The sequence below is a fragment of the Corallococcus sp. AS-1-6 genome, from assembly GCF_020037015.1.
In the GTDB taxonomy this organism is placed as follows: domain Bacteria; phylum Myxococcota; class Myxococcia; order Myxococcales; family Myxococcaceae; genus Corallococcus.
Map to the genome: position 1 here is coordinate 134694 of NZ_JAIQDE010000020.1, position 26915 is coordinate 161608.

The 26915-nt window shown below is 71.7% G+C and carries 19 protein-coding genes; 12 read left to right on the forward strand and 7 right to left on the reverse strand.

Annotated features, from left to right (window positions below; all coding sequences use genetic code 11):
• Window positions 1–30: 30 nt before the first annotated feature.
• Both K8612_RS25560 and K8612_RS25565 read right to left on the reverse strand, forming a co-directional pair.
• Window positions 31–954, reverse strand: coding sequence for a CHAP domain-containing protein (locus K8612_RS25560; protein WP_223764211.1), 924 nt, complete (start codon window positions 952–954; stop codon window positions 31–33).
• Between the two features lie 33 nt (window positions 955–987).
• Window positions 988–6693, reverse strand: a complete 5706-nt coding sequence (locus K8612_RS25565; RefSeq protein ID WP_223764212.1) for a hypothetical protein — start codon at window positions 6691–6693, stop codon at window positions 988–990.
• A gap of 166 nt (window positions 6694–6859) precedes the next feature.
• Here K8612_RS25565 and K8612_RS25570 point away from each other — a divergent pair, with 166 nt between their 5' ends.
• Together K8612_RS25570 and nth are read left to right on the forward strand one after the other, a co-directional pair.
• Entirely contained in the window at window positions 6860–7360 is a 501-nt protein-coding gene (locus K8612_RS25570; protein WP_223764213.1) for a GNAT family N-acetyltransferase, read from the forward strand.
• A 78-nt stretch (window positions 7361–7438) separates the two neighbouring features.
• Window positions 7439–8188 (forward strand): endonuclease III, encoded by a 750-nt coding sequence (nth, locus tag K8612_RS25575; protein ID WP_223764214.1) that lies wholly within the window; start codon window positions 7439–7441, stop codon window positions 8186–8188.
• Between the two features lie 3 nt (window positions 8189–8191).
• On the opposite strand, the gene K8612_RS25580 is transcribed toward nth, so the two are convergent.
• Window positions 8192–9460 (reverse strand): phosphatidylserine/phosphatidylglycerophosphate/cardiolipin synthase family protein, encoded by a 1269-nt coding sequence (locus K8612_RS25580; protein WP_223764215.1) that lies wholly within the window; start codon window positions 9458–9460, stop codon window positions 8192–8194.
• 151 nt (window positions 9461–9611) lie between these two features.
• Here K8612_RS25580 and K8612_RS25585 point away from each other — a divergent pair, with 151 nt between their 5' ends.
• The 5 genes from K8612_RS25585 to K8612_RS25605 all read left to right on the forward strand — a co-directional run bounded on the left by K8612_RS25585 (window position 9612) and on the right by K8612_RS25605 (window position 15729).
• Window positions 9612–12026 carry an acyl-CoA dehydrogenase gene (locus K8612_RS25585; RefSeq protein WP_223764216.1) on the forward strand — a complete coding sequence of 805 codons (2415 nt, stop codon included), beginning with the start codon at window positions 9612–9614 and terminating at the stop codon, window positions 12024–12026.
• Window positions 12023–12538, forward strand: coding sequence for an ester cyclase (locus tag K8612_RS25590; RefSeq protein WP_223764217.1), 516 nt, complete (start codon window positions 12023–12025; stop codon window positions 12536–12538). Before K8612_RS25585 ends, K8612_RS25590 begins: the two co-directional genes overlap by 4 nt.
• A gap of 72 nt (window positions 12539–12610) precedes the next feature.
• Window positions 12611–13759, forward strand: a complete 1149-nt coding sequence (locus K8612_RS25595) for a serine hydrolase domain-containing protein (protein ID WP_223764218.1) — start codon at window positions 12611–12613, stop codon at window positions 13757–13759.
• Between the two features lie 118 nt (window positions 13760–13877).
• Window positions 13878–15263 carry an MBL fold metallo-hydrolase gene (locus tag K8612_RS25600; protein ID WP_223764219.1) on the forward strand — a complete coding sequence of 462 codons (1386 nt, stop codon included), beginning with the start codon at window positions 13878–13880 and terminating at the stop codon, window positions 15261–15263.
• Window positions 15256–15729, forward strand: coding sequence for a DUF3293 domain-containing protein (locus K8612_RS25605; protein WP_223764220.1), 474 nt, complete (start codon window positions 15256–15258; stop codon window positions 15727–15729). Before K8612_RS25600 ends, K8612_RS25605 begins: the two co-directional genes overlap by 8 nt.
• A 3-nt stretch (window positions 15730–15732) precedes the next feature.
• Here K8612_RS25605 and K8612_RS25610 read toward each other — a convergent pair whose 3' ends face one another.
• Window positions 15733–16053 carry a hypothetical protein gene (locus K8612_RS25610; RefSeq protein ID WP_223764221.1) on the reverse strand — a complete coding sequence of 107 codons (321 nt, stop codon included), beginning with the start codon at window positions 16051–16053 and terminating at the stop codon, window positions 15733–15735.
• A 213-nt stretch (window positions 16054–16266) separates the two neighbouring features.
• Window positions 16267–16866, reverse strand: a complete 600-nt coding sequence (gene clpP, locus K8612_RS25615; RefSeq protein WP_014399808.1) for an ATP-dependent Clp endopeptidase proteolytic subunit ClpP — start codon at window positions 16864–16866, stop codon at window positions 16267–16269.
• Window positions 16867–17176: 310 nt separating this feature from the next.
• Here clpP and K8612_RS25620 point away from each other — a divergent pair, with 310 nt between their 5' ends.
• Window positions 17177–19918 (forward strand): hypothetical protein, encoded by a 2742-nt coding sequence (locus tag K8612_RS25620; RefSeq protein ID WP_223764222.1) that lies wholly within the window; start codon window positions 17177–17179, stop codon window positions 19916–19918.
• 9 nt (window positions 19919–19927) lie between these two features.
• On the opposite strand, the gene fumC is transcribed toward K8612_RS25620, so the two are convergent.
• Window positions 19928–21325, reverse strand: a complete 1398-nt coding sequence (fumC, locus tag K8612_RS25625) for a class II fumarate hydratase (protein ID WP_223764223.1) — start codon at window positions 21323–21325, stop codon at window positions 19928–19930.
• Window positions 21326–21423: 98 nt separating this feature from the next.
• Between fumC and K8612_RS25630 the strand changes: the two genes are divergently transcribed.
• From K8612_RS25630 to K8612_RS25640, 3 genes are all read left to right on the forward strand, one after another.
• Entirely contained in the window at window positions 21424–21903 is a 480-nt protein-coding gene (locus K8612_RS25630; RefSeq protein ID WP_223764224.1) for an MOSC domain-containing protein, read from the forward strand.
• 197 nt (window positions 21904–22100) lie between these two features.
• Window positions 22101–22652 (forward strand): PDC sensor domain-containing protein, encoded by a 552-nt coding sequence (locus tag K8612_RS25635; RefSeq protein ID WP_223744150.1) that lies wholly within the window; start codon window positions 22101–22103, stop codon window positions 22650–22652.
• 29 nt (window positions 22653–22681) lie between these two features.
• Window positions 22682–24589, forward strand: a complete 1908-nt coding sequence (locus tag K8612_RS25640) for a methyl-accepting chemotaxis protein (RefSeq protein WP_223744151.1) — start codon at window positions 22682–22684, stop codon at window positions 24587–24589.
• 31 nt (window positions 24590–24620) lie between these two features.
• On the opposite strand, the gene K8612_RS25645 is transcribed toward K8612_RS25640, so the two are convergent.
• Complete coding sequence (locus K8612_RS25645) at window positions 24621–24980, reverse strand: PspC domain-containing protein (RefSeq protein ID WP_223764225.1); 360 nt, start codon at window positions 24978–24980, stop codon at window positions 24621–24623.
• A gap of 275 nt (window positions 24981–25255) precedes the next feature.
• Between K8612_RS25645 and aceB the strand changes: the two genes are divergently transcribed.
• Window positions 25256–26878: a malate synthase A gene (gene aceB, locus K8612_RS25650; protein WP_223764226.1), complete on the forward strand. Its 1623-nt coding sequence runs from the start codon at window positions 25256–25258 to the stop codon at window positions 26876–26878.
• Window positions 26879–26915 lie beyond the last annotated feature (37 nt).

Sequence of the window (26915 nt, forward strand, 5' to 3'; positions counted from 1 at the left end):
TGCGAGCAGGCCCCAGCGACTGCCGTGAGACTACAAAGCTCCAGGTGAGGCGAACGCGACGAACAGCTCACCCGCGAGGTACGCGCGCATCCCCTTGCTCGCCGGTCGGATGAAATCGTTGAGCAGCGCACCGGAGTTGAGCTTGTGCACCGTGGGGCGCGCCAGGTTCATGCGGCTGCGCGCCACGCCCTTGCCGCCCCGGTGGATGAACGTCACGGTGCCGTCCGGCGCCACGCTCTCCACGACCGCGATGTGCGTCATGCCGTCGTTGCGCTTGCCGTCGCGGTTGCGGTCGTACGTCTCCTTGAAGAACGCCAGGTCGCCCGGACGCGGGTTCAGCCGGTGCACCGCGCCCGCCGCCTGCGCGCGCCGGAAGATGCCCGTCACCGCGTTCTCTCCCGCGAGGAAACCGTGCGCCACCAGGTCGATGCCGGCCTGCAGGTACGCCAGCCGCACCAGCCCCGAACAGTCATTGGGCACCGAGCGGTCCAACCGCCGCGCGCCCACCAACTGCGCCGCGCGCGCCACGATGCCGCGCGCCAGCTTCGACGGCGGCGGCAGCAGCTCATCCCAGAAGCCGCCCGGCCCCTGCGTGGGCCCGGTGAAGAGCGCCGCGGCCTCCAGCGCCGCCGCGATGACGCCCGCCTCCTCCGGCACCGGGTGCGGATCCGCCTCCAGCAGCGCCGCCAGTCCCTCGCTGCCCTCCGGCGTCACGAAGGCCAGCGGCGGAGGCGCTTCGGACTTCACGTTGAGTGCGCCCCCCGCGCCCACCGGCGCGACGCTTGGGGCTTCCACGGAAGGCCGCGCGACGGGCGCGACCGGAAGTTCCACCGCCATGCGAGGCGCGGCGTCCGGGACGTGCGCACAACCCACCAGGCAGCCCAGCGACATCAGGGTGACGAGCGACGAACGGCGCAGCAGCAACAAGTCCTCCGGGGGTGAACGCGGGCGCATTCAACCCCGGATTCGTTTTACGTCAAACAGGGATCATCCCTCCCAGGTCGCGAGCAGGTCGCGCACCCGGGCGTACTTCTGGAGCAGGGCTGCGCGGTGGGCGCTGAGCACCACCATGAATCCCACCACGAGCAGCCCCAGCATCGACAGGAACAGGGCGCCCACGCGGTGGTCGCGCATGCCGAAGCGCACCAGGTTGGCGGCCACCGCCGTCACCAGGAACGCCGAGCCCAGGTACACGTAGGAGCGGATCCGCAGCGCGATGCCCGCGCCCACGCCCACGAGGCAGAGGAACACGCACAGGAGCATCGCCTCGCCGTCGTTGAAGAGCAGCGGCCTCCACGCGCCCGCCACGTAGATGCCCGTCACCGCCAGGGCGCGCAGTTGCGCGTAGGCGTCCTGGGACAGGGACTTGCGGAAGACGCGCAGGAGCAGGAGCAGGGAGAGTCCCGCGGGGATGACGTAGTACTGCGGCTCGCCGGAGCCCGTGCCCAGCCACACGAGGTACAGCGCCGTGTTGAAGGCGGCGACGGACATCGTCGACGCCAAGCCCCGCTGCTTCGTGAACGCCCCGAGCGCCGCGAAGTGCGCCGCGTAGCCCACGAGCAGCGCCACCGCGATGAACGGGTGGCTCCACGGCACCGTCAACAGGCCCGCCAGCGGGAAGAGCCACGCGCCCGCCACGGCGGGACGGCGGAAGGCCTGGAGGCCCGAGCCCTCGCGCCGCACGAAGAGGTGCAGGCCGATGAAGACCGCGCCGCCCAGGATGGACACCAGGCTGTCCGCGGCATCCGGCCGCGCGTCCAGCCCGATGAAGCGCACGCAGAAGTAGCCCAGCGCCACCGTCGCCTGCGCGAGCCACGCCGCGGCTTCGTCCTCCTCGCGCGCCGCGTGGCGCACCAGGGCGAACAGCAGGACCACCAGCCCGCCGCACGCCACCCACGCCTCGCGCGCGGCGCCGCCCGGCAGACGCACCGCCAGCACCGCGAACAGGACCTCCGTGAGGGCGATGAGGGAGAACGCCCGCCCCATGCGCCCGCGCACCGCCCGGCCCGCCACGGACAGCACCAGCGTGGCGAGCAGCGCCGTCGCCGCGCCCAGGTACGGCAGGAGGAACTGCGCGCCCCGGCCGGTGGAGTGCGTCGCGCCGTAGTGCAGGAGGAAGGCGTGCACGGCGAAGAGGGACGCAATCCATCCCACCCACTCGCGGTCGCGGCGGCGCAGCACCACCACCCACGCCGTGGTCCACGCGAAGAACACGCACAGCGGCATGCCCGGGTGCGTGAGCGAGCGCAGACCCGCCAGGGACAGCAGCGCCAGCACCGCGCCGCCGTGGTGCAGCGCCGCGCCCACCGCCACGCCGCGCCTGTCCAGCGCGAAGCCGGCGGCGGCCAGCAGCAGGCCCGTGCCCGCCACCATCGCGGGCGCCCACAGCGGCGGCACCGCGGCGACCAGCACCAGCCCGAGCAGCGCCGTGGCGGCGTTCATCATCAGGCGCTCGCGCGTCACCATCAGCGTCAGCGACGCGGCGCCCGCGACCAGCGCCACGGACAGGGGCAGCTCGCCCGGCCCCGCGTCCAACAGCCGCATCCCCACGAGCAGCGCCACGGTGCCAGCGCCGCCGGCCCACAGCGGCTCGCTCCAGGTGCCCTCGATACCGGGCGTCAGGCGCGCGGTGACGTTCGTCAGCGTGCGCTGCACGGCGCCGGACTGGCACAGCGCGGACAGCAGCGCGGAGGCCAGGCCCACGGCCGCGACGAGCAGGGCCCCCTCCGGACGCCACTCGCCCACCGCGAGGGTTCCCGTCTGGCCCAGCGGCGCCAGCGCGAACGCCGCCACCGCCGCGGTGAGCAGCCAGCGCTGCGACAGCAGGAACGCGGACACCGCCACCACCGCGCCCAGCACCGTCAGCGCGCCAGGGGTCGGCGACACCAGCGTGGACATCGCCGCCAGCGCCAGCGCCGAGCCCGTGGCGGAGGCGCGCAGCGCCGTGTCACGCGGGCTCCGGAAGAAGGAGGCCAGCGCCTGGGGCGCGTGGTGCTCCGCCAGCGCCAGGGCCAGCAGCAGGCCCGTGGCCCAGGGCCGCGCCTCCGGGATGAACATCAGCAGCAGGGACGCGCCGATGACGCGGACGGAGGGCAGCGGGCCCGGCATGGGCACCAGCGCGATGGCGCAGAACAGGGCCGTGCGCTGGCTCAGCTCCTGCTCCGGGACCAGCAGCGCGAGTCCCCCCAGGCACGCGAGCGCCACCTGCATGCTCATGGACAGCTCATGGCGTGGGCGCTCCTCCCGCGCGCGCAGGAGCAGCGAGGCGGCGGCCGGCACGTGCTCCACGACGCGCGCCACCAGCAGCGGGAACAGCGGGAGCAGCGCGGTCCACGCGAAGGGCGGGTGCCACGCCATCAGGGTCACCACGCCGTAGGGCACCATCAGCGCTGCGGCGAAGGGCCGGTGCAGCGAGCGCGTCCACAACAGCGGCAGCAGCGCCGGGCCGATGAGCGCCAGTTGCGTGGCGCCGCGAAGCTCCGACAGCGCGTGCCCGTCCCACGCCAGGGAGGCGTCCGCCAGCACCACCATCGCGCTCAGCGTGGCGACGATGCGGAAGGACTCGCCACCCGCGGCGATGCGCCGCACCACGGGCACGTCCTCCAGGAGGGCCAGGACGCTGAGGAACGTGGCGAGCCCCAGCAGGGCCAGCGGGCCGGACGTGTGCAGCGCGAAGACGGCCTCGATGGAGGCCAGCATCAATCCCAGCGTCACGGGCAGCGTGCGGGCGGTGAAGAGCGCCGCCAGCGCCGCGCCCATCAGGAACAGGGTCTGTTCGCCGGAGCGGGACAGGGCCACCGGCACCAGCGGCAGGAGGAGCGCGAGGATGCCCGCCGTGGTGGTGCTCGCGCTCTTGCCCTTGCGCGCGGCGACGATGGAGCCCGCGAGCGATGCGACGGCGAGCAGCACCAGCGACAGCCCCGGCGACAGCCCCCATGCGGTGTAGCCGTGCGGCACGTCCGGCAGGAGCGCGAGGCCCACGAGCACGACCGCGAACGGCCGCACGCCGGGGAAGCTGCGCGAAGCCACCGCCACCGTCGCGGCGGCGGTGAAGAGCACGGGGCCCATGAAGATGTGGTTGGTCAGACCCCACATCACCGCGAGCCCGGCGTACAGGAGGCCCGGCACGCCGAACCGCTTGAGCAGGCCGCCGCGCTCGCCCAGGAGCGCCAGCGCCAGCGAGCCGCCCACCATCGCCGCGACCAGCGCCTGCGTGGAGTGGGCCGAGGCCAGCTTCGGCAGGATGGCGCCCGCGAGGAAGGCTCCGTAGGCCAGGAAGTTCTCGTCGCGCAGCCGGTACGCGGCCAGCAGCGCGCCCGCGGCCCCCAGCGTCATGCCCACGACGGGCGCGGCGACGGGGGTGGTGCCCAGCGCGATGGCGAACCCGCACGTCGCGATGACGCCGGCCACGGCGGAGATGAAGCGACGCGTGCGCTCGTCGGAAAGACGCCACACGAGGCCCGCGAGGCCCAGGGCGAGGACGCCGGACACGACGGCTGCGGGGGCCGCGCCGTAGACGCGGAAGGCACTGAAGGGCAGCAGGCCGAAGAGCACCGCCCCCACGGCGGACAGCGGGAAGCGCTTGAACAGCAGGCCCGCGCCCAGGGACATCCCGGCCAGGGCGAGCGTGGCGAAGAACGAGGGGCGCGAGTCGGGCCCCAGGTGGGAGTAGAGGGCGAACGCGGGCGCGGCCCAGGTGGTGCAGCGCAGCAGCACATCCGCGAGCCCCAGGGCGCGAGCGTCACCGGTGCGCTCGCCGCGCCGCTGGGAGAAGAACGCGAGCACCAGGCCCGCGAGCACGAACGGAAGGGCCGTCAGCGCGCCGTACTGGAACGGCAGCGGCGCCGAGGGCGGATAACCCATGCGCGTCTTGATTGCGTTGAGGAGGAGCGTGAGGGCGTGGGGGATCAACTGCGCGCTGGACGCATAGCTGAAGTAGGCGCCCGCGTACGCCGGGTAGAGCCACGGCAGGCGGTTCACGGGGCCGCGCGACAGCGACACGAGCGTGCCGGTGAAGATGGCGGCGGTGAAGAAGAAGGCGGGCCGCGTGCCCACGACGGCGCCCGCGAGGCAGGCCACCTGGAGCGCGATGGTGATGATGGCGAGCGGATCCGCGGCGCGCTTCTCATCGAGCGTGCGGAAGCGCAGGCAGGTGGCGAGCAGGAACGCCGCGAAGGGCGCGTAGGTGCCAGGAGGAACGGCGGTCCCCATGGCGCCCAGGGCCAGGTGCAACCGGATGGCGAACATCGCGGTGAGGAACAGGGGCGCGGCGAGCGCGAAGGTGAGCGCGCCGCCCTGTCGAGGGGTCGCGGGGGCCTTGCTCGACAGCAGGAAGAAGAGGAGGCACGGCAGGGCGTTGAGCCACACCGCCGGGACACCCGCGCGCGCGGCCACGGGGGCCAGGCCCATGATGAGCGTGGCGCCGACGAGGCCCAGTTGGATGAACGCGCGCGAGGGCGCGTCGAAGGACTCGACGGGCTTGCGGGCGAGCCACGCGGCGACGCCGGACCAGGCGAAGAGGAGCGGCACGAGCAGCAGGGGGCGCACGCCGTCGAGTTGGAGCGCGTCACCGAAGCCCAGGGGCCCCAGCGCGACGCCGCCGAGCGGGGCCACCGCGGAGCCGATGAGGCCGAGGATGTGACCCGGCTTGCGCAGCGACTCGCGGCGGGCGAGGAAGCCGCCCCACACGGAGAAGCCGACGGAGTAGCCCACGGTCATGAGGAAGACGGTGAGCGAGCGGGTGACGGACGTCATCCCGGCCCAGGACTCGAAGACGAAGTAGAGCGTGCCGGAGAGGATGAGGAACGCGCCGATGAACCACGCGATGCTCTCGTAGAGGAACGGCCGCCACACGCGGCTCCACGTCGAGGTCTCCTCGACGATGCGGGCGGTGCGGCTCGTCGGAGCGGGGGGCTCCATGAACGGCTCGGCCGGGTTCGGAGGCAACTGGCGAGCGGTCCGCTGCGCGTTGGCGTCGCGCGCGCGGGATTCGGCGGAGACACGGCCCGCGTTCAACCGGCGAGCCGCGGAGCCATCCGACAGCGAGGCGATGCCCAGACACGCGATGAGGTCGAGCGAGTTGAAGTGGAAGGTCGCGCCCGTGCCCGTGGAGCCCAAAGTCGCGGATGCGTCGGAGGCAGCGTCGTTGGAAACAGCGGAGTGAGCGTCCTGAGCGACAGCGGCGTGTTCAACGGCGGCAGCAGAGGCGGCGGCATCCGAGACGGAGGCATCGACAACAGCAGCGTGAGCGGCGAAGTCATCCGCGGAGCCCTGCGTGACGGACACCGCCTCGGCGTCGGAGGTCACGGCCTGCGCGACAGGGGTCACATCGGAGGCCGCGTCCACGGTGGGAAGCGACACGGGGCCGAGGGCGACAGCGCCCTCCCCCATCGTCGGAGGCGCCACGGCCTCGTCGCGAAGCTCGACGGGCGCGGACGGCAGCGCGTCGACGGGCGTCTCGGTGAGGACGGAGAGGAGGATGCGGGCCTGGCGCTCGTAGCGCTCGGTGAGGCGGCGGGCGACGTGGGGTGGCACGTCGTGGACGTCCCAGCGGCGCACCTCGTCCAGGAGGAAGTGGACATGCGCGAGCTCGGCCTCGATGGCGGAGCGGGCGCGGGCGGCGAGACGATTGCCACAGACGACGCACTGGGACGCGCTTCCCAGGCGTTCTTGTCGGCAGGCAGGACAGTACATGGAACTTCCCCCTCTACAACGACCGTGCCACGGAGAATGCCCTGGAAAGGCACGGGATTGAAATCCACCGGGGTGCGTCGGGCGCGTGGCGGTTGTGCAGGGCGCTGCACAGGTGCACACCGGTCGCCGCTGGCCGGAGGCCGTGAGTCATGGGACCGTGGAGGTCATGAGCACGGAACTGACGTTGAGGCCCATCGAGGCCCGGGACGACGCGGCGGTGGCGGCGGTCATCCGCGCGGTGATGCCGGAGTTCGGAGCGGACGGCCCGGGGTTCGCGATCCACGACCCGGAGGTGGACGCGATGAGCGCGGCCTACGGCCGTCCCCGGCACGTGTACTTCGTGGTGGAGCATGGGGGCCAGGTGGTGGGAGGCGCGGGCATCGCGCCGCTGGACGGAGGAGCACCGGACGTCTGCGAGCTGCGGAAGATGTACTTCCTGCCCACGGCCCGAGGCCACGGCATGGGTGAGCGCTTGTTGAGACACTGTCTGGAGTTCGCGCGAAGCGCCGGCTTCAAGCAGTGCTACCTGGAGACGCTGGCGGGCATGGATCAAGCCCAGAAGCTCTACCGCAAGGTCGGCTTCGAACCGCTCTGCGCCCCCATGGGCCGCACCGGCCACTTCGGCTGCGACCGCTGGTACGCGATGAACCTGACCCCGCCAGCCTGACCGCCCGCCCACCGGCCCGGCAAGTGCGCCCGGCCCGTCACGCGCTCCAGACCCAACTTCCCAGGTCAGGAGGCGCGCATGGCGCTCAAGAAGCAGACGACAGGTCCACGGCGGGCGCCACGCATCCAGAGCGCCCGCGCCGTGCACGCGGCTCCGTCAGACACGGACAAGCTCCCCTTCGACATCGAGGAGGTCCTCCGCCGCGTGCGCCATGAAGTCCGCTCCTTCGCGGACGCCGCCATGTTCGAGCTCGCCGCGAAGGGCCACGGCTCCCTCTTCGAACAGCTCATCGCGTGCATCCTCTCCATCCGCACGCTCGATGAAGTCAGCCTCCCCGCCTCACTCCGCCTCCTGAGCCGCGCCCGCACGCCCGAAGCCCTCGCGCGCCTCACGCCCGAGGAAATCGACGCCCTCATCCGCCCCGTCACCTTCCACGAAGGCAAGGCCCACCAGGTCCACGCCATCGCCGTGCGGACACGTGACGCGTTCCACGGACAGCTCCCCGCGGATCCGGACGTGCTCCAGTCCTTCAAGGGCGTGGGCCCCAAGTGCGCGCACCTGGCGCTCGGCATCGCCTGCGGCCATGAGGTCATCAGCGTGGACCTCCACGTCCACCGCGTCACCAACCGCTGGGGCTACGTGAAGGCCTCCACGCCGGAGCGCACCCTCGCCGCGCTCGAAGCCGTGCTCCCCCGCCCCTACTGGGTGGAACTCAACCGGCTCCTCGTCCCCTTCGGCAAGCACGTGTGCACCGGCTCCCGCCCGAAGTGCTCCACCTGCCCCGTCCTCCCCTACTGCCGGCAGGAGGGCGTCACCTCCCACCGCTGAGCCCTACCGGTCGTGCCCCGCCCACTGCGTGGCCCGCCGCGCGAACCTCCGCCACGGGTTCGTCCGGCCGCCGTTCTCCAGGGAGATCTCCTTCGCGTGCCGCACATCCTTCTCCCAGCACCCCTCCAGCTTCGAAGCAATCTCCCGGTCCTCGAACACCAGCGACCCCTCGCTCAACTTGTTGAGCGACAGCGGATCCAGGTTCGTGGAGCCCACGACGCACAGCCAGTCATCCACCAGCATCGTCTTCGAGTGCAGCATCGCCGGCTGGTACTCCCAGATGCGCACCCCCGCCGCCAGGAGCCGCTCATACGTGGACCGCTGCGACGCGCGCACCACCGGCACGTCGTGGTGCGGCCCCGGTCCCAGCACCCGCACGTCCACGCCCTGACGGACCTTCACCTCCAACTGCTCCAGGATGTCGTTGGGCGGCGTGAAGTACGCATTGGCGATCCACAGCCGCTTCGTCGCGGCGGCCACCACCAGCCGCACCATCCGCTCCGCCTCGGTGATGCCCAACCGCCCGGAGCTGTCGATGAACGCCGCGCACCCGCCCCCGTCCGCCTCCAGCTCCGGGAAGCACTCGCGCGGCAGGAAGCTTCCGCCCGACTCAATCCAGTGCTTGGCGAACGTCACCTGGATGCGCCGCACCTCCGGCCCCTCCACCCGGATGTGCGTGTCGCGCCAGTTGTCCTCCTTCAGCCCCTCCCCCTCCCAGACCTTCCAGATGCCGAAGCCGCCCGTGTACGCGATGCGCCCGTCCACCACGACGATCTTCTGGTGTGAACGGCTGAGCAGCCGCCCCAGCACCTTGCCCGCGAGCAGCCGGTAGTAGTGCACCTCCACGCCCGCGTCCTTCAGCCGCCCTTCAATCTGCTGGTCGAAGTCCTTGTCCCCCGTCGTCTCCTCGCTGCCCACGGGGTCCACCACCACGCGGCACTGCACGCCCGCGCGCGAGCGCTCCATCAGCGCCTCCACGAACCGGTCCGACAGCTCGCACGGCCGCCAGATGTACACGAGCATGTGCACGCTGTGCTTCGCCGCGCGGATGTCCTCCAACATCCGGTCGAAGACCTGGCTGTTCTCCAGCAGGTGTATCCGGTGTCCCGGTGCCAGCCCCACGCCCGTGGCCTGGAAGAGCGCGAACGAGAAGCCCTCGGGCCCCGGTGGCAGCTCGAACGGGCCCTGCATCTCGTGCTTGCGCGTCTCGTCGCCACCGTCAAACCCATGCGCCCCCGGCTGGGGCAGCAACTCGTCCGTGAGCTCGCTCATGTCCCCGGCAACGTATGAACGTCCAGGCGCCGCCGGGAGTCACCGCCCGCCTTCCGCTCCGGCCGGTGAACAGGACCCCATTCCATCGTTGCCGGAGCCTTCCACCGTGGCGACACTGCCCGGATTCCGTTCCCTCGCCTGGAGAGTCCGCATGCTCGACGCCCCATCTCGCCCCTCCGCCCGGGAGCTCCTGTCCACCCCCAGCCTCGCCCCGCTGGTCCCCATGCTGTACGTCGCCTGGACGGACGGCGAGCTGACGGGCGACGAGCTGCGCGCCCTGGGCGCCGCGGCCCGCGCCCAGCCCTGGTTGGACCTCAGGTCCAGCTCCGTCCTGGCCCTCTGGGTGGATCCGCTGCGTCCGCCCCCGCCCCGCGAGCTGGCCCTGGTGCGTGAACACATCCGCGCCACCGCGGAGAAGCTGGCCACCAGTGAGCAGCAGAACCTGGCGGAGCTGGGCGTGCAGTTGGCCCAGGCGCTCGCGGGTGAAGCGCCCCTGAACATCCCGCCCGCGGAGCTGGCCCGGGCCCTGGCCTCCATCGAGGCCACCCTGGGCGTGGACGGAAAAGAGGCGGTGCGCTCGCTGGTGCCCAGGGCGTCACGCGTGCCGCACGCGGAGCCCCGCTCGCACACGGCCTCCTTCGACCCGGCGGCGATGACGGCGGTGCTGGACCGCACCTACGCGGACGTGCGCCGGCGGGTGCGCGGTTGGCTGGAGGACGCGGACTTCCGCTACAAGGAAGGGCTCTCCACCACCGCCTACCGCGACCAGGTCTTCGACTGGCTCAAGCACCTGGCCAACGACGGCCTGGGGCAGCTCGCCTTCCCCAAGGGCCGCGAGGGCGGCGGGGACCTGGGCGCGTTCATCGCCGCGTTCGAGACGATGGCCTTCTTCGACCTGAGCCTCGTCATCAAGGCGGGGGTGCACTTCGGCCTGTTCGGCTCCAGCATCCTGTTCCTGGGCACGAAGCGGCACCACCAGAAGTACCTGCCCCGGGTCGCCTCGCTGGAGCTGCCCGGCTGCTTCGCGATGAGCGAGCTGGGCCACGGCTCCAACGTGCGCGACTGCGAGACGGTGGCCCGCTACGACGCGGCCACGGGCGAGTTCGTCCTCCACACGCCGTCGGAGACCGCGCGCAAGGAGTGGATCGGCAACGCCGCCCGCCACGCGCGCATCGCCACCGTGTTCGCGCAACTGGAACTGGACGGGGAGCGGCTGGGCGTGCACGCGCTGCTCGTCCCGCTGCGCGATGAGAAGGGCCAGGTCCTGCCGGGCATCCGCATCGAGGACTGCGGCGAGAAGATGGGCCTCAACGGCGTGGACAACGGCCGGCTGTGGTTCGACCACGTGCGCGTGCCGCGCGACAACCTGCTCGACCGCTACGGCCAGGTGACGGAGGGAGGCGAGTACACCTCCTCCATCACCGGCGACTCCAAGCGCTTCTTCACCATGCTGGGCGCGCTCGTCGCCGGCCGCGTGAGCGTGGCGTGCGCGTCCCTGTCCGCCGCCAAGAGCGCGCTGACCATCGCCGTGCGCTACGGCGACCTGCGCCGCCAGTTCGGCCCCCAGGGCGCGCCCGAGGTGCGCCTGCTGGACCACCAGGCGCACCAACTGCGGCTGCTGCCGCTCGTCGCCAAGGCGTACGCGGTGGACTTCGCGCTGGAGTACCTGGTGGACCGCTACGTCCACCGCACGGAGGACGACGCGCGCGAGGTGGAGGCGCTCGCCGCGGGCCTCAAGGCCTACGCGTCGTGGAACGCCACCGCCACCATCCAGGAGTGCCGCGAGGCGTGCGGCGGCCAGGGCTACCTCACCGCGAACCGGTTCGCGGCGCTCAAGGCGGACACGGACGTGTTCACCACGTTCGAGGGCGACAACACCGTGCTCATGCAACTGGTCGCCAAGGGCCTGCTCACGGGCTACCGCCAGCGCTTCGAGGACGACCGCGTCTTCGCCGTGCTGCGCCTCCTCGTGGACCAGGCCACCACGGTGCTCACGGACAGGAACCCCATCGCCGGCCGGCGCACGGACACGGACCACCTGCGCGACAGCGACTTCCAGTTGCGCGCCCTGCGCTTCCGCGAGGAGGCCCTGCTCGCGTCCGTGTCCAAGCGAATCCGCAAGCGGCTCACCGCGGGCGTGGAGGCCTTCGACGCCTTCAACCAGGTGCAGGCGCACCTGCTGGCCCTGGCGCACGCGAGCGTGGAGCGCATCGTGCTGGAGCAGTTCCTGCGCGGCGTGGCGGACGTGAAGGATGAAGCGCTCAAGCCGGTGCTGGGGCGCATGGCGGACCTCTTCGGCCTGTCCTGCCTGGAGTCCGCCAGCGGCTGGTTCCTGGAGCACGGCTGGCTCACGGCCCCCAAGGCCCAGGCCATCCGCAAGGAGCGCGTGAAGCTGTGCGAGGAATTGCGGCCGGACGCCGTCGGACTGGTGGACGCGTTCGGCATCCCCGACACCTGCCTGGCGGCGCCCATCGGGCTGGGGCGGCTGGCGCCCGGCGGTGAACGGTTCGACGACACGGCGGCTGACAGCGCCCGTGCGGGCCCGGCAGATTCCCGCGCGTCATGAGGACCTGTGTGTCGTGGGTGGTGTTGGGGCTCGTGGGGCTCACCGGTTGCGCGACGGTGTCCCCCGCGGAGCGGGCCCGGCGGGTGGGCGAGTCCAACAAGGAGCGCGCCCGCCTGTTCACCGAGGAGATCTACAACCAGAAGCGCCTGGAGCGCATCCCGGAGTACGTCGCGGCCGACTACGTGGACCGCTCCGAGGGCGCGCCCCAGGACCTGCGCGGCCCGGAGGTGGTGCGGACGCAGGCGGAGGCCGGGTTCACCCTCTTCCCGGACCTGAAGTTCGAGCTGCTCCACGTGATGGCGGAGGACGACTGGGTGATGGTGCGCTGGCGCGCGACGGGCACGGACACCCAGGGCCCGCCCACCGCGGACGGCACGTCCCGCCCGCTCACGTTCCACGGGGACTCGCTGTACCGGCTGCGCGACGGACGGATGGTGGAGTCGTGGGACCTGACGGACCGGCTGGCCCCGCTGCTCCAGCGCGGGTTCAAGGTCGTGCCGCCCGGGTCCTGACGGCGACTTCCCGCCGCAACCCTTCCGCCTGGCGCGGGTTGAAGGAGGCTCCCTCTCTTCAGGAGCCTCCTGGTGCCCCATCTTCGAGCGTTGCTGCTGGCCCTCACCCTGACCGCGTGCGGGAGCACCCCCACGTCCGGAGGCCCCGCGGACGACGGCGGCACGCTGGAGACGCCGGACGCGGGCGCCACCGTTGACGCGGGCACCGGGGACGCCGGAAGCCAGGACCCGTGGGCGAACGTGGACGGCATCGTCACGGCGGCCGTGGCGGACGCGGGCGTGCCGGGCCTGTCGCTCGCCGTCTACGACGCCCAGGGCCGGCGCGTCTTCGTGAAGAACCAAGGCGACTTCGAGCCCACGCGCCGCGTGGCCATCGCGTCCGCGTCCAAGATGGTGTCAGGCCTGGTGCTGTTCCGGCTGGTGGACGCGGGGGTGCTGTCACTGGACACCACCACGGGCCAGGTGCTCGGGTGGACGGGCGCCCAGGGCACCATCACCCTGCGCCACCTGCTGTCCTTCACCTCCGGGCTGAACCCCACCGCCAACTGCAACGCGCAGTCCGGCATCACGCTGGCCCAGTGCGTGGATCAAATCGCCGCCGCGGCGATGGTGGCCCCGCCCGGCACGCGCTTCGACTACGGCTCCACGCACCTGCACGTCGCCGCGCGGATGGCGGAGGTGCTCACCGGCAAGGAGTGGAAGCAGCTCTTCACGGAGCAGGTGAAGGCGCCGCTGGGGCTCACCGATGAGGCGCTCGCGTACTACACCTTCCCGCGCAACACCCTGGGCACCACCAACCCGCTCATCGCCGGCGGCCTGCGCGCCACCATGGACGAGTACGCGAAGCTCCTGGCCGTCGTGTACCACCAGGGCGTCACCGTGGACGGCGCACGCTACGCGTCCCAGTCCCTCTTCGAGGCGCAGGCGCGCGAGCCCTACACCGTCGAGGTGGGCAGCTCGCCCATGGCGGAAGTGGGGCTGCCGTTCCGCTACGGCCTCACCGCGTGGCTGGAGTGCGCCACGCCGTCCACCGGCTGCGCGGCGGTGTCGTCCCCCGGGGCGTTCGGCTTCACGCCGTGGGTGGACCGCGACAGCGGCTACTACGCCATCCTGGGCATGGAGCTGGAGGTCACCCAGGTCGAACGCGTGGTCGCCTTCGCCATGGCGCTGGAGCAGCAACTGCGGCCGGCCATCCGGGACGCCGTGGCCCAGACCCGGTAGCGCGGCGAACGGCCACGGGTCCTCCTCGACGCCGCCGGAGTCAGGAAAAACCGGGGCGTAGCGCGATGTCTCCCCATTGACACCTGTGCACCGGAGCCAGCAGGGTCCGGGGATGAGGATGAACGCGGGACCCATGCGGGCCGCGGACAAGGCCCGACAGAAGGCCTTCCGCACGGCCTTTCCCTCCTACGGCCAGAGGCCGTCCTGGGGCGGCAGGTTGTTGCGCCTGTTCGGATGGGGCCTGCTCCTCTTGGGTGCGTTCCTGCTGGTCGTCGTCATCGACGGGTGGCGTGCGTTCGGCAGGGTGCCGGAAGGGGCGCGGCTGGAGCGGATGACGCGCTCGCCGCAGTGGCTGGACGGAGGCTTCGAGAACCCGCAGCCCATCCTCAACAACTGGGAGCGGACGCTGTCGGACCTGTTCCGCTCCAGCGAGGAGAGCACGCCCCGGATGCCGGTGGTGGTGGACCGCATCGACCCGAAGCGCTTCGCCACGCCGCCCGAGGACGGCCTGCGCGTCACCTGGATGGGCCACTCGTCCACGCTGGTGGAGGTGGACGGGCACCGCGTGCTCACCGACCCCGTGTGGGGCGAGCGCACGTCGCCCCTGGGGTGGATTGGCCCGAAGCGCTGGTTCCCCGCGCCCATCGCGCTGGACGCGCTGCCGCCCATCGACGCGGTGGTGATTTCGCACGACCACTACGACCACCTGGACTTCGCCACCATTGAAGCGATGAAGGACTGGGACACCACGTTCGTGGTGCCGCTGGGCGTGGGCGCGCACCTGGAATACTGGGGCGTGCCGGCGAACCGCATCGTGGAGCTGGACTGGTGGGAGCGCACGAAGGTGAAGGGGTTGGACATCGTGTGCACGCCCGCGCGGCACGCGTCCGGCCGGTTCCTCCAGCAGAACAAGACGCTGTGGGCGGGCTGGGCGCTGGTGGGGCCCAAGCACCGCGTCTACTACTCCGGCGACACGGGCCTGTTCCCCGCCATGGAGGAGATTGGCGCGAAGCTGGGGCCATTCGATTTGACGATGATTGAAGCGGGCCAGTACGGCGCGGGCTGGCCGGACTGGCACCTGGGGCCGGAGCAGGCGGTGCTGGCCCACCGGCTGGTGCAGGGCCGGTTGATGCTGCCGGTGCACTGGGGGCTGGTGACGCTGGCGTACCACGGCTGGACGGAGCCCATCGAGCGCTCGCTGGTGGCCGCGAAGCACGACGGCGTGGGCATCACCGCGCCCCGGCCCGGGCAGGACTTCCTCGCGCTGACGCCGCCGCCCCTGGAGCGCTGGTGGCCCGACCGTCCGTGGAAGACGGCGGAGGAGGCCCCCATCGTGGCCAGCCAGATTCCGCCCAAGCTGCGGGAGGGGCACCCGGCGCTGCCGCTGCTCCCGGTGCCCGCGGCCGTGAGTCCGCAGGGCGCGCAGACCGCGCAGACCGCGAAGCCGAGCGCACCGGCGGCACCGCTCCCCGTGACCCCGGCGGTCGCGACCCCGCATGAGTGAAGCGCGGCGGGACGCGCTGCACGCGGCCTTCAAGGCCACGGGCTACATCGTGCGCCCGCATCCGCTCGCCGGAGACCGCAAGCACGTGCTGCGCGTGGAGGGCCTGCATCCGGAGCTCGACGCGGCGCTCGCCGCGCACGGCTTCACCACCTGGGCCTTCCTCACCGCGTGGAACCCGCGCGCGCACGCGCGTCCGCCCCGCACCAACGCGCGCCTCCAGCAGCGGCTGCTCGCGCTGCTCGAAGCCCGGGGCCACCCGAGCGTGTCCGCCGTGGGCGTGGCCGAGGACCGCCGCTGGTCCGAGGAGAGCCTCTTCGTCCCCGGCCTGTCCCGCGAAGAGGCCGTGCGCATGGGCCGCCTGTTCGACCAGGAGGCCGTGCTCTGGGGCACCGTGGGCGGCGCCGCGGAGCTGGTGATGTGCCGGGCCCAGCCCCCGGCGATGGACCGCGTCACGCGGCGGCCGTAGCCCTCACTGGGGGCCCGAGCCACCGGTCGCGGGGCTCGATTCGCTGGGCAGGGAGGTCCTGGGCATGGGCAGCAGGGAGGGGTTGAGGTCGATGCGCCGCGCGCCCGTCACCCGCTGCGCCAGCTCGTCGAAGTCCAGCTCCAGGAACTTCCCGGAGCCCTCCTCCGGGAGCGCGAAGCGGATCCGCCAGTAGTTGGGGCGGATGCGCACCGCCTGACCCGCCTCCGCCAGCACCATGCCGTTCTGCCGGGCGTACTCCGCCCCCGCGTCGACGACGTTGCGTTCTCCCAGTTGCTCCTGCACCGGTTGTGAGCTGGGGGGCACGGGCAGACGGCCCGTGGGGCCCGTGGCACAACCCACACCCGCCAGGAGGGCGGGCAAGAGAGCGACGGCAAGGAGACGGGGAGCCATGTCCAGACACTGGCCACGCTCCCGTCAAGCTGCACCGTGGGACGGCTTGCGGTGCCGCTACCCATCGGATGCCTGCCCGGAGCAGCGGCGCGGGGCCTGCTCCTCCGGTCCCTGCTGGAATGGAACCTACTTGGGCGCGGGCACGCCCGAGGCGCGCTCCACGACCTCGTCGATGAGGCCGTACTGCCGGGCCTCCTCGGCGCTCATGAAGTAGTCGCGCTCGGTGTCCTTCTCGATGCGCTCGATGGTGTGGCCCGTGTGCTTCACGAACAGGCCGTTGAGGTACGTGCGCAGGCGGAGGATCTCCTTGGCCTGGATGTCGATGTCCGTCGCCTGACCCTGCGCGCCGCCCAGCGGCTGGTGAATCATGATGCGGCTGTTGGGCAGGGCGTAGCGCTTGCCCTTGGAGCCCGCCAGCAGGAGCAGCGCGCCCGCGGAGGCCGCCTGCCCCACGCAGATGGTGGACACCGGGCACTTGACGTACTGCATCGTGTCATACATCGCGAGCGCCGCCGTGACGGAGCCGCCGGGCGAGTTGATGTAGAGGTTGATGCCCTTGTCCGGGTCCTCGGACTCCAGGAACAGCAACTGGGCGACGATGAGGTTGGCCACATCGTCGTTGATGGGCGTGCCCAGGAGGATGATGCGGTCCTTGAGCAGACGGCTGTAGAGGTCGTACGCCCGCTCGCCGCGGTGCGTGGTCTCAATGACGAAGGGGACGTTCATGGCCCCCGTACCCTAATCGTCCCCCATCCCGCGCGCTCCTCCCTTCTTGCTGGAGCGTGCGCTGCCCCACGCTTGGGGGTGTAGGAACACGGCGCCCCGTCGCATGGCCAGGGCCCCCGCCCCGCCCCCTCCCCCCGCCGACACGCACCCACCGTTGGGGTGAACGGCGGGTCCGGCGGGGGTAGCCCCTGCGCTGACGCGGAAATCCTATCGGCTCACCGGAGCGTGTCTGTCCAAGGCTCCAGCGGATTTGATAGGGATTCCCGCCACGTTGGACCCGACACCGCGGGGCTAGCGCAGAGGGGGATGCATGTCGTCGAAGTCCGTGAAGCTGCTGCTGGCGGGGGCGCTGGTCCTGGGGATGGCCTGCGGCGACAAGAGCCCGAGCACGCCGGAAGGTCCCCGGGACGCGTACCCCGTCTGGGATGGACAGACGGGAGACCGGCCCGGAACGAGGACGAGCGCGCCCCGCGACCTGATGGACCTGGGCACCACGCTCCTGTTCACCCAGGACGATGGCGTCCACGGCCGCGAGCTCTGGACGACCGACGGCTCCGCGCAGGGGACCGCGCTGCTGCTGGACCTGCTGCCCGGGTTCCCGGGCTCCGAGCCGGACTCCTTCACGCGGGCGGACGACGGCAGCGTGTACTTCGTGGCCCGGACGACCTACGCCCTCGACATCGTCACGCCTCGCGACGCGGACACCTTCGCGCTGTTCCGCACCCGGGGAACCGCGGAGAGCACCACCCAGTTGCTGGCGCTGCCCCGCCGCCCGGGCTTCCTCGTCGCCGCGAGCGGCGGCGTCTACCTGTCGGCGCCGGACTTCACGGACTCCGGCGAGGACGCGGCGTCGCTCTGGTTCAGCGACGGCACGCCCGAGGGCAGCCGGAAGCTGGGATTGCCAGCCGACGCCCGCCTCTCCCTGAGGGACTCGAGCGCCGCGACGCTGGGCAACGCGGTGCTGGTCACCGCCCGGACCGCCGTTGGGGGCTGGCAGTTGGTGAGGACGGACGGGACGCCAGAGGGGACGCGGCGGCTGGCGCTCCTGCCCCCGACCGGAGTGGGAGCGACGCCGCGGCGGCTCACGACGCTGGGCGGCCAGGTGATCTTCTGGGCGGAGGCCCTGGGAGGCCTTCGCAAGACGGTCCTCTGGCACTCGGACGGAACGGAGGACGGCACCTTCCCGTTCGCGGACATCGCCCCGGGCCGGGACGCGGACGGCTTCTTCGTGCGGGACGGCGTGGCGTTCTTCAGCGGCGAGGACCCGCTGACCGGCAGCGAGCCCTGGCGGACGGATGGCACGACGGAGGGCACCGCCCTCATCGCCGACATGAACCCCGGCACCGCGAGCTCCCATCCCATCGCGTTCACGCGCCAGGGCGTCCACGTCTACTTCGCCGCGAGCACGGAGGCCGGGACGCGCCTGTTCCGCACCGACGGGACCCAGGCGGGCACGACGCGCATGAATGGCCGCGTCGGCGGTGAACGGTTGGATCCAAGCCCCACCGGGGGACGGATGATCGCCACCGACGACGCCCTCTTCTTCCTGGCCACCTCGCTGACGGACACGTCGCTCCGGCTGTGGCGCGCGGGAGCGACCGCCGAGGCCACGGCCGTGTCGGATGCGCTGCCGGTCCCCATGAGCCTGGAGCTGCGGGCGCGAGGCGTCCTCTACCTCGCGAGCCTGGAGGACGGGCTCTGGACGCACAATGGCAGCACAGGCCCCGCGACCCAGGCCGTGCCGCCGTCCCCCCTGCCCGCGGACTCCTGGGACGGGGCCACGGAAGCGGTGGACCTGGGGGGCACGCTGTACTTCACCCAGCGCGACCCCACCCGGATGGACGCCTGGAGGCTGTGGAAGAGCGATGGCACGGCGGAGGGAACGGTCCAGGCGAAGCCTCCCGTCACGGGCCCGGACGGCCGCGTGTCGCTGTCGCCGGAGCTGCTCACCGTCGTGAACGGACGGCTCCTGCTCGGGGCCAGGGCGCCGGAGCTCGGGGGGGCCTTCTCCCTCTGGCGCTACGATCCGGTGACCGGGAACGCCACCCGGCTCGCGTCCTCGCTGAGCCGCTGGTTCACGGCCACGGATCCGCTGCTGTTCACCTTCCGCCCCGTCATCGCGGGGGGCCAGGCGTACTTCATGGCCACCTCCGGGCAGTCGGGCAGCAGCCCGGACGAGCTGTGGAAGACGGACGGCACGGAGGCGGGCACCGTGCGGCTGAAGACCGGCCTCGCGCCCCACTACGCGACGAACCTCATGCCCGTGGGCTCGCGGCTCTTCTTCGCGGTGAGCAAGAGCCTGAACCACGCGGAGCTGTGGACCAGCGACGGCACCGAGGCGGGCACCGTGCGCCTCACGCCCCCGGAGTTCAACTCGCTCATCTTCGGAGGTGCCGCCATGGGCAACCACCTCTTCTTCTGGACCGGAAGCGGCGGCGAGTCCCTCACGCTCTGGAAGAGCGACGGTACCCCCGAGGGCACGGTGTCCGTGGGCGTCATGCCCGGCGCCCATCCGACGCTGGGGGATCCCGGCGTGGCCCTGGGGGACGCGTTCTACTTCCCCTGCGGCTTCGGCCAGGGCGCGCCCCAGGTGTGCCGGACGGACGGACAGGTCATGAACCCCATGGCGGGCAGCTTCGGGCCGGAAGGCACGCCCCTGTGGCCCAGCCACCTGACGGTCCAGGACGGCCACCTCCTCTTCTGGGCCGCGACCCCCACGAACGGCTACGGCCTGTGGCGCGCGGAGCCGGGGAGCACCCCCACCCTGCTGATGCAGGCGCGGGCGGGGATGAGCGCGGTGGCGACGCCGGGCCCGCTCGTGCGGAGCAGGCCCGGAGGCCCCTTCCTCTTCGCCGCGTCGGACGGCGCCTCCGGCCTGGAGCCGTGGAGGACGGACGGCACGCCCCAGGGCACGGTGCGCGTCGGGGACATCGCGCCGGGGCCCCAGGCCTCCGCACCCGGTGGGCCCATGGTGCCCTCGGGTGACCGCGTCTTCTTCCCGGCCTGGACGCCCACCCAGGGCCGCGAGCTGTGGGCCCTGCCCATGCCGTGAGGCAAGGGCCTACAGGTTCCCGGTCATCTTCTCCGGGCGGACCCACTGGTCGAACTGCTCGGCGGTGACGAGCCCCAGCTCCACCGCCACCTCCTTCAGCGTCTTGCCCTGCTTGTGGGCCGTCTTGGCGATCTTCGCCGCGTTGTCGTAGCCGATGTGCGGGTTGAGCGCGGTGACGAGCATCAGGCTGCGCTGGAGGTTCTCCTGGAGGCGCGGGAGGTTGGGCTCGATGCCCACCGCGCAGTTCAGGCGGAAGCTGCGCATGCCGTCCGCGAGCAGGCGGCAGCTCTGCAGGAAGTTCTGGATGATGAGCGGCTTGAAGACGTTGAGCTCGAAGTTGCCGGACGCGCCGCCCAGGGAGATGGCCACGTCGTTGCCCATCACCTGGGCGGACAGCATGGTGAGCGCCTCGCTCTGCGTGGGGTTCACCTTGCCCGGCATGATGGAGCTGCCCGGCTCGTTCTCCGGGATGTTGATTTCACCAATGCCCGAGCGCGGCCCGGACGACAGCCAGCGGATGTCGTTGGCCACCTTGAACAGCACCGCCGCCAGCCCCTTGAGCGCGCCGTGCCCCTGCACCAGCGCGTCGTTGGCGGCCAGCGCCTCGAACTTGTTGGGCGCGGTGACGAAGGCGTGGCCGGTGAGCTTCGCGATCTCGGCCGCCACGCGCTCGGCGTAGCCCGGGGGCGCGTTGAGGCCGGTGCCCACCGCGGTGCCGCCCAGCGCCAGCTCCCGCATGTGCGGCAGGGCCGCCTCGAGGTGGCCCTTCGCGCGGTCCAACTGCGCCACGTAGCCGCTGAACTCCTGCCCCAGGGTGAGCGGGGTCGCGTCCTGCAGGTGCGTGCGGCCAATCTTCACGATGGATTGGAAGGCCTGGGACTTCTGGGCGAGCACGTCGCGCAGGGCCCCGAGCTCCGGCAGCACCTGCTTCACCACGGCCTCCACGGCGGCCACGTTCATCGCGGTGGGGAACACGTCGTTGGAGCTCTGCCCCTTGTTGACGTCGTCGTTGGCGTGGACCTTGCGGCCCTCGCCCCGCTCGCCGCCCAGGAGCTCCGAGGCGCGGTTGGCCAGCACCTCGTTGCAGTTCATGTTCGTCTGCGTGCCGCTGCCCGTCTGCCACACGAGCAGGGGGAACTCCTCGTCATGCTGGCCGGCGAGCACCTCGTCCGCGGCCTTCACGATGGCCTGGGCCTTCTCCCGGGAGAGGGAGCCGTTCTCCTGGTTCACGAGCGCGGCGGCCTTCTTCACCAGCACCAGCGCGTGCACGAGCGCCAGGGGCATGCGCTCCGAGGAGATGGCGAAGTTCTGGCGGCTGCGCTGCGTCTGCGCGCCCCAGAGCCGGTCGGCGGGGACTTCGATGGGACCCAAGGTGTCCTTCTCGATGCGAACGTTCTTCGTGCTCACGGTGGCTCTCTCCAGGGCAGGACCGCTGTCCCGCGCGATTAACACCGCCGCGCCACCACGGCAGGACAGAGTGAAGGACCCGGCGTTAGTGTCACGTCGTGAGCACCCCTGGAATCATCAAGGCCCTCTTCCTGGCCCAGGAGCGCGGCACCCCCATGCGCCGGGTCCCGGAGGCGCGCGCCGTGGAGCAGCACGGCTTCGAAGGAGACCGCCACCAGCGCAGGGCGGTGGGCCACAAGCGCCAGCTCCTGCTCCTGGACGAAGCGCAGCGCGCGGCGCTGGACGTGCCCGAGGGCGCGCTCAAGGAGAACGTGCTGGTGGAAGGGCTTGCCCTGGACGCGCTGCCCCCGGGACAGCGGCTGGCGCTGGGGGGCGAGGTGGTGGTGGAGCTGACCGAGCCCTGCGTGCCCTGCTGGAAGCTGGACGCCCTGCGCCCTGGCCTCTTGAAAGATGGCTGGGGCCGCAGGGGTCAGCTCGCGCGGGTGCTGAAGGCAGGCACCGTGCATGAAGGTGACACGGTACGCCTGCTGGACGTGAACCCGGACGCACCGCGCATCATCCGGCCGAAGCTGCCCTGAACCGTCACCGGAAGCCAACGGCCGACCAGCGCCCGGCATGTGGAGGCAGCAAGACAGGCCCGTGCAACGCCGCCTGCCCTGAACCCGATGAAAACAAGCATTGCTTGAATTATTCAAATCGCGCCTGCCTGGGTGACTCCGCCAGGGGGTCCGTGACACACTTTTTCAATCGTTCTCACGGCTCCTGGGGCGCCTGCATGTCCATTCAATGGCTGGGTTTGGCGCTGGCGGCCTGGGGGCAGTTGCCTCCGGACGGCGCCGCGCAGCTCCGGAAGGTGGACCGGGTGATGCCCCACCTGCGTCGCCTGGCGGAAGACCCGGAGGTGGTGCGCGCCCTGCGCGCCCAGAACGCGCGCCGCACGCCGCTCGCCACCATCCAGCAACTGGACGCGGAATGGCTGGCCACCCCGGCCCTCACGCCGCACAAGCAGCGCGTGCTGGACGGCCCCTGCACGGGCGCGCTCCGCCGCCTGCGGGAGCACCTGGGCCCGGCGCTGGCGGAGGCCTTCGCCATGGATGATCAGGGCGCGCTCGTCTGCGCCAGCCGGCGCACGTCCGACTACTGGCAGGGCGACGAGGACAAGTGGCGCCTCACCTACGCCGGGGGCCGCGGCGGCCCCGCGCTGAAGGAAGCCCCCTTCTTCGACGAGTCCTCCCAGGCCTACGTCATCCAGGTGTCCCTCCCCGTCCGCGACGGCGCCCGGGTGATTGGCGCGCTCACCGTGGGCCTGTCCCTGCTCGACCTGTGACACCGACCGTCCCCCCGGGGTCCTCACGCATGCGACTGCTGTCCGGATTGAAGTTGCGGGGCCGCCTCACGCTGTGGATCTGCCTGCTGCTCGTCGCGGCCCTCGTCCCCGCCATCGGGGCCGGGGTCCACACCCTCCGCCGCAACGTGGAGCAGCAGGTGCGCGGCGTCCTCCAGGTGGAGGCGGACAGCCTGCAAGACCTCATCGAATCCTCGCTGCACGAGCGCGAAGCGAACGCCCGCGCGTGGACCGAGGACGCCATCGTGCGCGGCGCGCTCCTCTTCGACACCTACGCCAAGAGCGACGCGGTGCTCGCCTCGCTGAACGGCCGGCACACCAGCTTCGCCGGGCTGGTCCTGTTCACCCCCGACGGGCGCGCCGTCTCCGTGAGCCGGCCGGAGCTGCGCCAGGCCTTCGCCGGCCGCGACCAGGAGGTGCGCGCCGCCCCCTGGTTCCAGGCCGCGCTGGAGGACCGCCTGGACCCCGCCATCCTCACGGACGCCGTCACGAAGAAGGACCCCTTCCTCGACCGCCCCGTGATGCCCCTGGCCCTGCCCGTGCTCAGCCCCATCTCCGGCGCGCGGGTGGGCGTGCTGCTGGCCGCGTATGACTGGGGCCAGTTGGAGACGGTGGTCGCGGGCGCGCTCCAGCGGGCCCAGGACCGGGGCCAGAAGAGCTTCACCCTGGAGCTCCTCACCCCGGGCGGCGCCCGCCTCTTCAGCGCCCGCGCCGAGGGCACGCCCCTCCTCGCGGACCCCGTGCGCGCCGAGGCCCACAACGACGCCACCCACCGCTTCGCCGCGGGCGAGGGCTGGCGCTTCGTGGCGGCGATGGAGGCGGACGAGGCCTTCCTGCCCCTGCGGCGCTTCCTGCAGCTCAGCCTGCTCTCGGGGGCCGCCCTCCTGGGGCTGGCCGTCCTGGCCGCCTGGGCGCTGGCGCGCGGGGTGACGCGGCCCATCGCCACGCTGAGCGAGCTGGTGTCCCGCGTGGTGCGCGAGGGCGACCTCACCCAGAAGGTGGAGGCCCACGGCCACCAGGACGAGGTGGGCGAGCTGGCCTCCGCCTTCTCCCGGATGATGGACCACCTGCGCGAGTCCACCACCAGCCTCCAGCAGGCCACCCGCGTGCTGGGGCAGACGGTCAGCGAGCTCACCGCGGCCACCGAGCAGCAGGAGCGCAACCTCACCCGGCAGGGCACCGCCATCCAGGAGACGCAGGTCACCGCGAGGGAAATCCAGCAGACCTCGCAGCTCGCCGCGGAGCGCTCGCAGGCGGTGCTCGCGCTGGTGGCGCGGGCGCGTGAGGCGGGCGGCTCCGGCCAGCTCGCGCTCGGCGCCAGCCTGGACGGCTTCGAACAACTGCGCGACCACGGCGAGCGCCTGGCGGAGGGCATCTCCTCCCTCAACGAGCGCACGCAGCAGATTGGCGGCATCACCCAGACGGTGAAGGACCTGGCGGACCAGTCCAACATGCTCGCGCTCAACGCGGCCATCGAGGCGGCCCGCTCCGGCGAGCACGGCAAGGGCTTTGGCGTGGTGGCGCGCGAAATCCGGGCCCTGGCGGACCAGTCCATCCAGGCCACCGGCCGGGTGCGTGAAATCCTGGACGCCATCCGCGGCGGCATCCACGACACCGTGGCGCTGTCGGAAGAGGGCCAGCGCCGCTCCGAGGCGGGCCTGGCCCAGGTGCGCGAGAGCGGTCAGAGCCTGCGCGCGCTCACGGACATCATCCAGGACAACGCGTCCGCGGCCCAGCAGATCGCCGCCGCCGTCATCCAGCAGAACGCCGGCATCGCCCAGATTTTCGCCGCCGTCACGGACCTGTCCCGGATGATGGACGACACCCTCCAGGCCATGCACGGCACCCAGCGCATGACGCACGCCCTGCGCGGCGTGGCCGAGCGCATGGAGTCCGTGGCCGGCGTCTGGCGCGTCTAGCGGCGGGAAGCGCGCCAGGGGGCCACCAGCGCTAGACGCGCTTCTCCCAGCGGGGCGTGTCGTCGTCCACGGGCGTGTTCGCGACCTTGGACACCCAGTCCAGCGTCCCCTGCAGCGGCGCCCGGCCGTACGCCTTCGCCGGGATGAACGCCCAGAGCAGCAGGTAGAGCGCCGCGCTCATCCCCGCGGACGCGAACAGCATCAGCACGAACGCCACCCGCACCAGCGACACGTCCACGCCCAGCTCGCGCGCCAGCGCCGCGCAGACGCCCAGGAGCGCCCGCCCCTCGCCCCGGTGCATCGGCACCGTCCGCGCGCGGCAGTGCGGGCAGCGCAGCGCCTCCCCGGACAGCTCCCTCGAACAAGCCCTGCACTGTGTCGTGACGTCCATGAGGTGACCTCTCCGTCAGGCCCCCGCTTGGCACGATGGGGGTCCCATTCCTACCTACGGAAACCCGCTGTCCCTGATTGCCCTTCCCCTCCGGCGTCGTGATTCCGGGGGGTTATGGCCGGCTGCGTCAGTCGATTTACAGATTTAATCCCGGCGATGTTGACAGCCTTACAGGCAAGCAGCTTCTAATTCACCAAGGCTTCCCTTTCCAAGACGGGAGGGACATCTTTCAGCCCGTTGAGCCGCTTTTACAACGCATCTCGTCAGGAGCCGACATGGACGCGCGTACCTCCCAGAATCCCCCGGCCTTCGGCCCCGGCGTGACCGTGGAGGGCGCCTGGCATCCGGATTACGCGGAGGTGCTGACGCAGGAGGCCATGGCCTTCGTGGCGAAGCTGGTCCGCACTTTCGGTGAACGGCGGGAAGCACTGCTGGAGCGGCGCAAGAAGGTGGCGCAGGCGTGGCGCAAGGGCGAGCGGCCCCACTTCCTCCCGGAGACGGCGGACCTGCGCAAGGGCGACTGGACCGTGTCCCCGGTGCCCGCGGACCTGCAGGACCGGCGCGTGGAGATCACCGGCCCGGTGGACCGCAAGATGATCATCAACGCGCTCAACTCCGGCGCCAGCGTGTTCATGGCGGACTTCGAGGACGCCAACAGCCCCACCTGGGACAACGTGGTGCGCGGCCAGCTCAACCTGCGCGACGCCGTGCGCAAGACCATCTCCTTCACGGCGGAGAACGGGAAGCACTACGCGCTGAATGAGAAGCACGCGGTGCTCTTCGTGCGCCCGCGCGGCTGGCACCTGCCGGAGCGCCACGTGCGCATCGACGGCAAGCCCATCTCCGGCGCCCTCTTCGACTTCGGCCTGTTCTTCTTCCACAACGCGCGCGAGCAACTGAAGCGCGGCACGGGCCCCTACTTCTACCTGCCCAAGATGCAGAGCCACCTGGAGGCCCGGCTGTGGAACGACGTGTTCCACCTGGCCCAGAGCGAGCTGGACATCCCGCGCGGCACCATCAAGGCCACGGTCCTCATCGAGACGCTGCCCGCCGCGTTCGAGATGGACGAAATCCTCTACGAGCTGCGCGAGCACTCGGCCGGCCTCAACTGCGGCCGCTGGGACTACATCTTCAGCTTCATCAAGACGCTCCAGTCCGACGCGTCCGTGGTGCTGCCCGACCGCGGGCAGGTGACCATGGACAAGGGCTTCCTCAACGCCTACTCGCAGTTGCTCATCCAGACCTGCCACCGCCGGGGCGCGCACGCCATGGGCGGCATGGCCGCCTTCATCCCCATCAAGGGGGACACCGCCGCCAATGACGCGGTGATGGCCAAGGTCCGCGCGGACAAGCTGCGCGAGGCGAAGAACGGCCACGACGGCACCTGGGTGGCGCACCCCGGCCTGGTGCCCGTGGCGAAGGAGATCTTCGACGCGCAGATGAAGGGCCCCAACCAGGTGGCCAACAAGCGCGAGGACGTGCGCATCACGGAAGGCGACCTGCTCCAGGTGCCCTCCGGCACGCGCACGGAGGAGGGCCTGCGCCACAACATCCGCGTGGGCATCCAGTACACCGCCGCGTGGCTGGGCGGCCTGGGCTGCGTGCCGCTCTACAACCTGATGGAGGACGCGGCCACGGCGGAGATCTCCCGCGCCCAGGTGTGGCAGTGGATCCACCACGAGGCCACGCTGGAGGACGGCCGCAAGGTGACGCCGGAGCTGTTCCGCACGCTGCTCGCGGAGGAGATGGCGCGCATGGACCGCGAGGGCGCCACCGAGCGCTACGGCCAGGCGCACATGGAGAAGTCCCGCGCCCTCTTCGAGCAGCTCTCCACCGCGCCCGCCTTCGAGGACTTCCTCACGCTGCCGGCCTACGAGGCCCTCGACCCGCGGTCCTGACGCTTCTCAACCGTTTCAACGAAGTCTTTTCAACCCT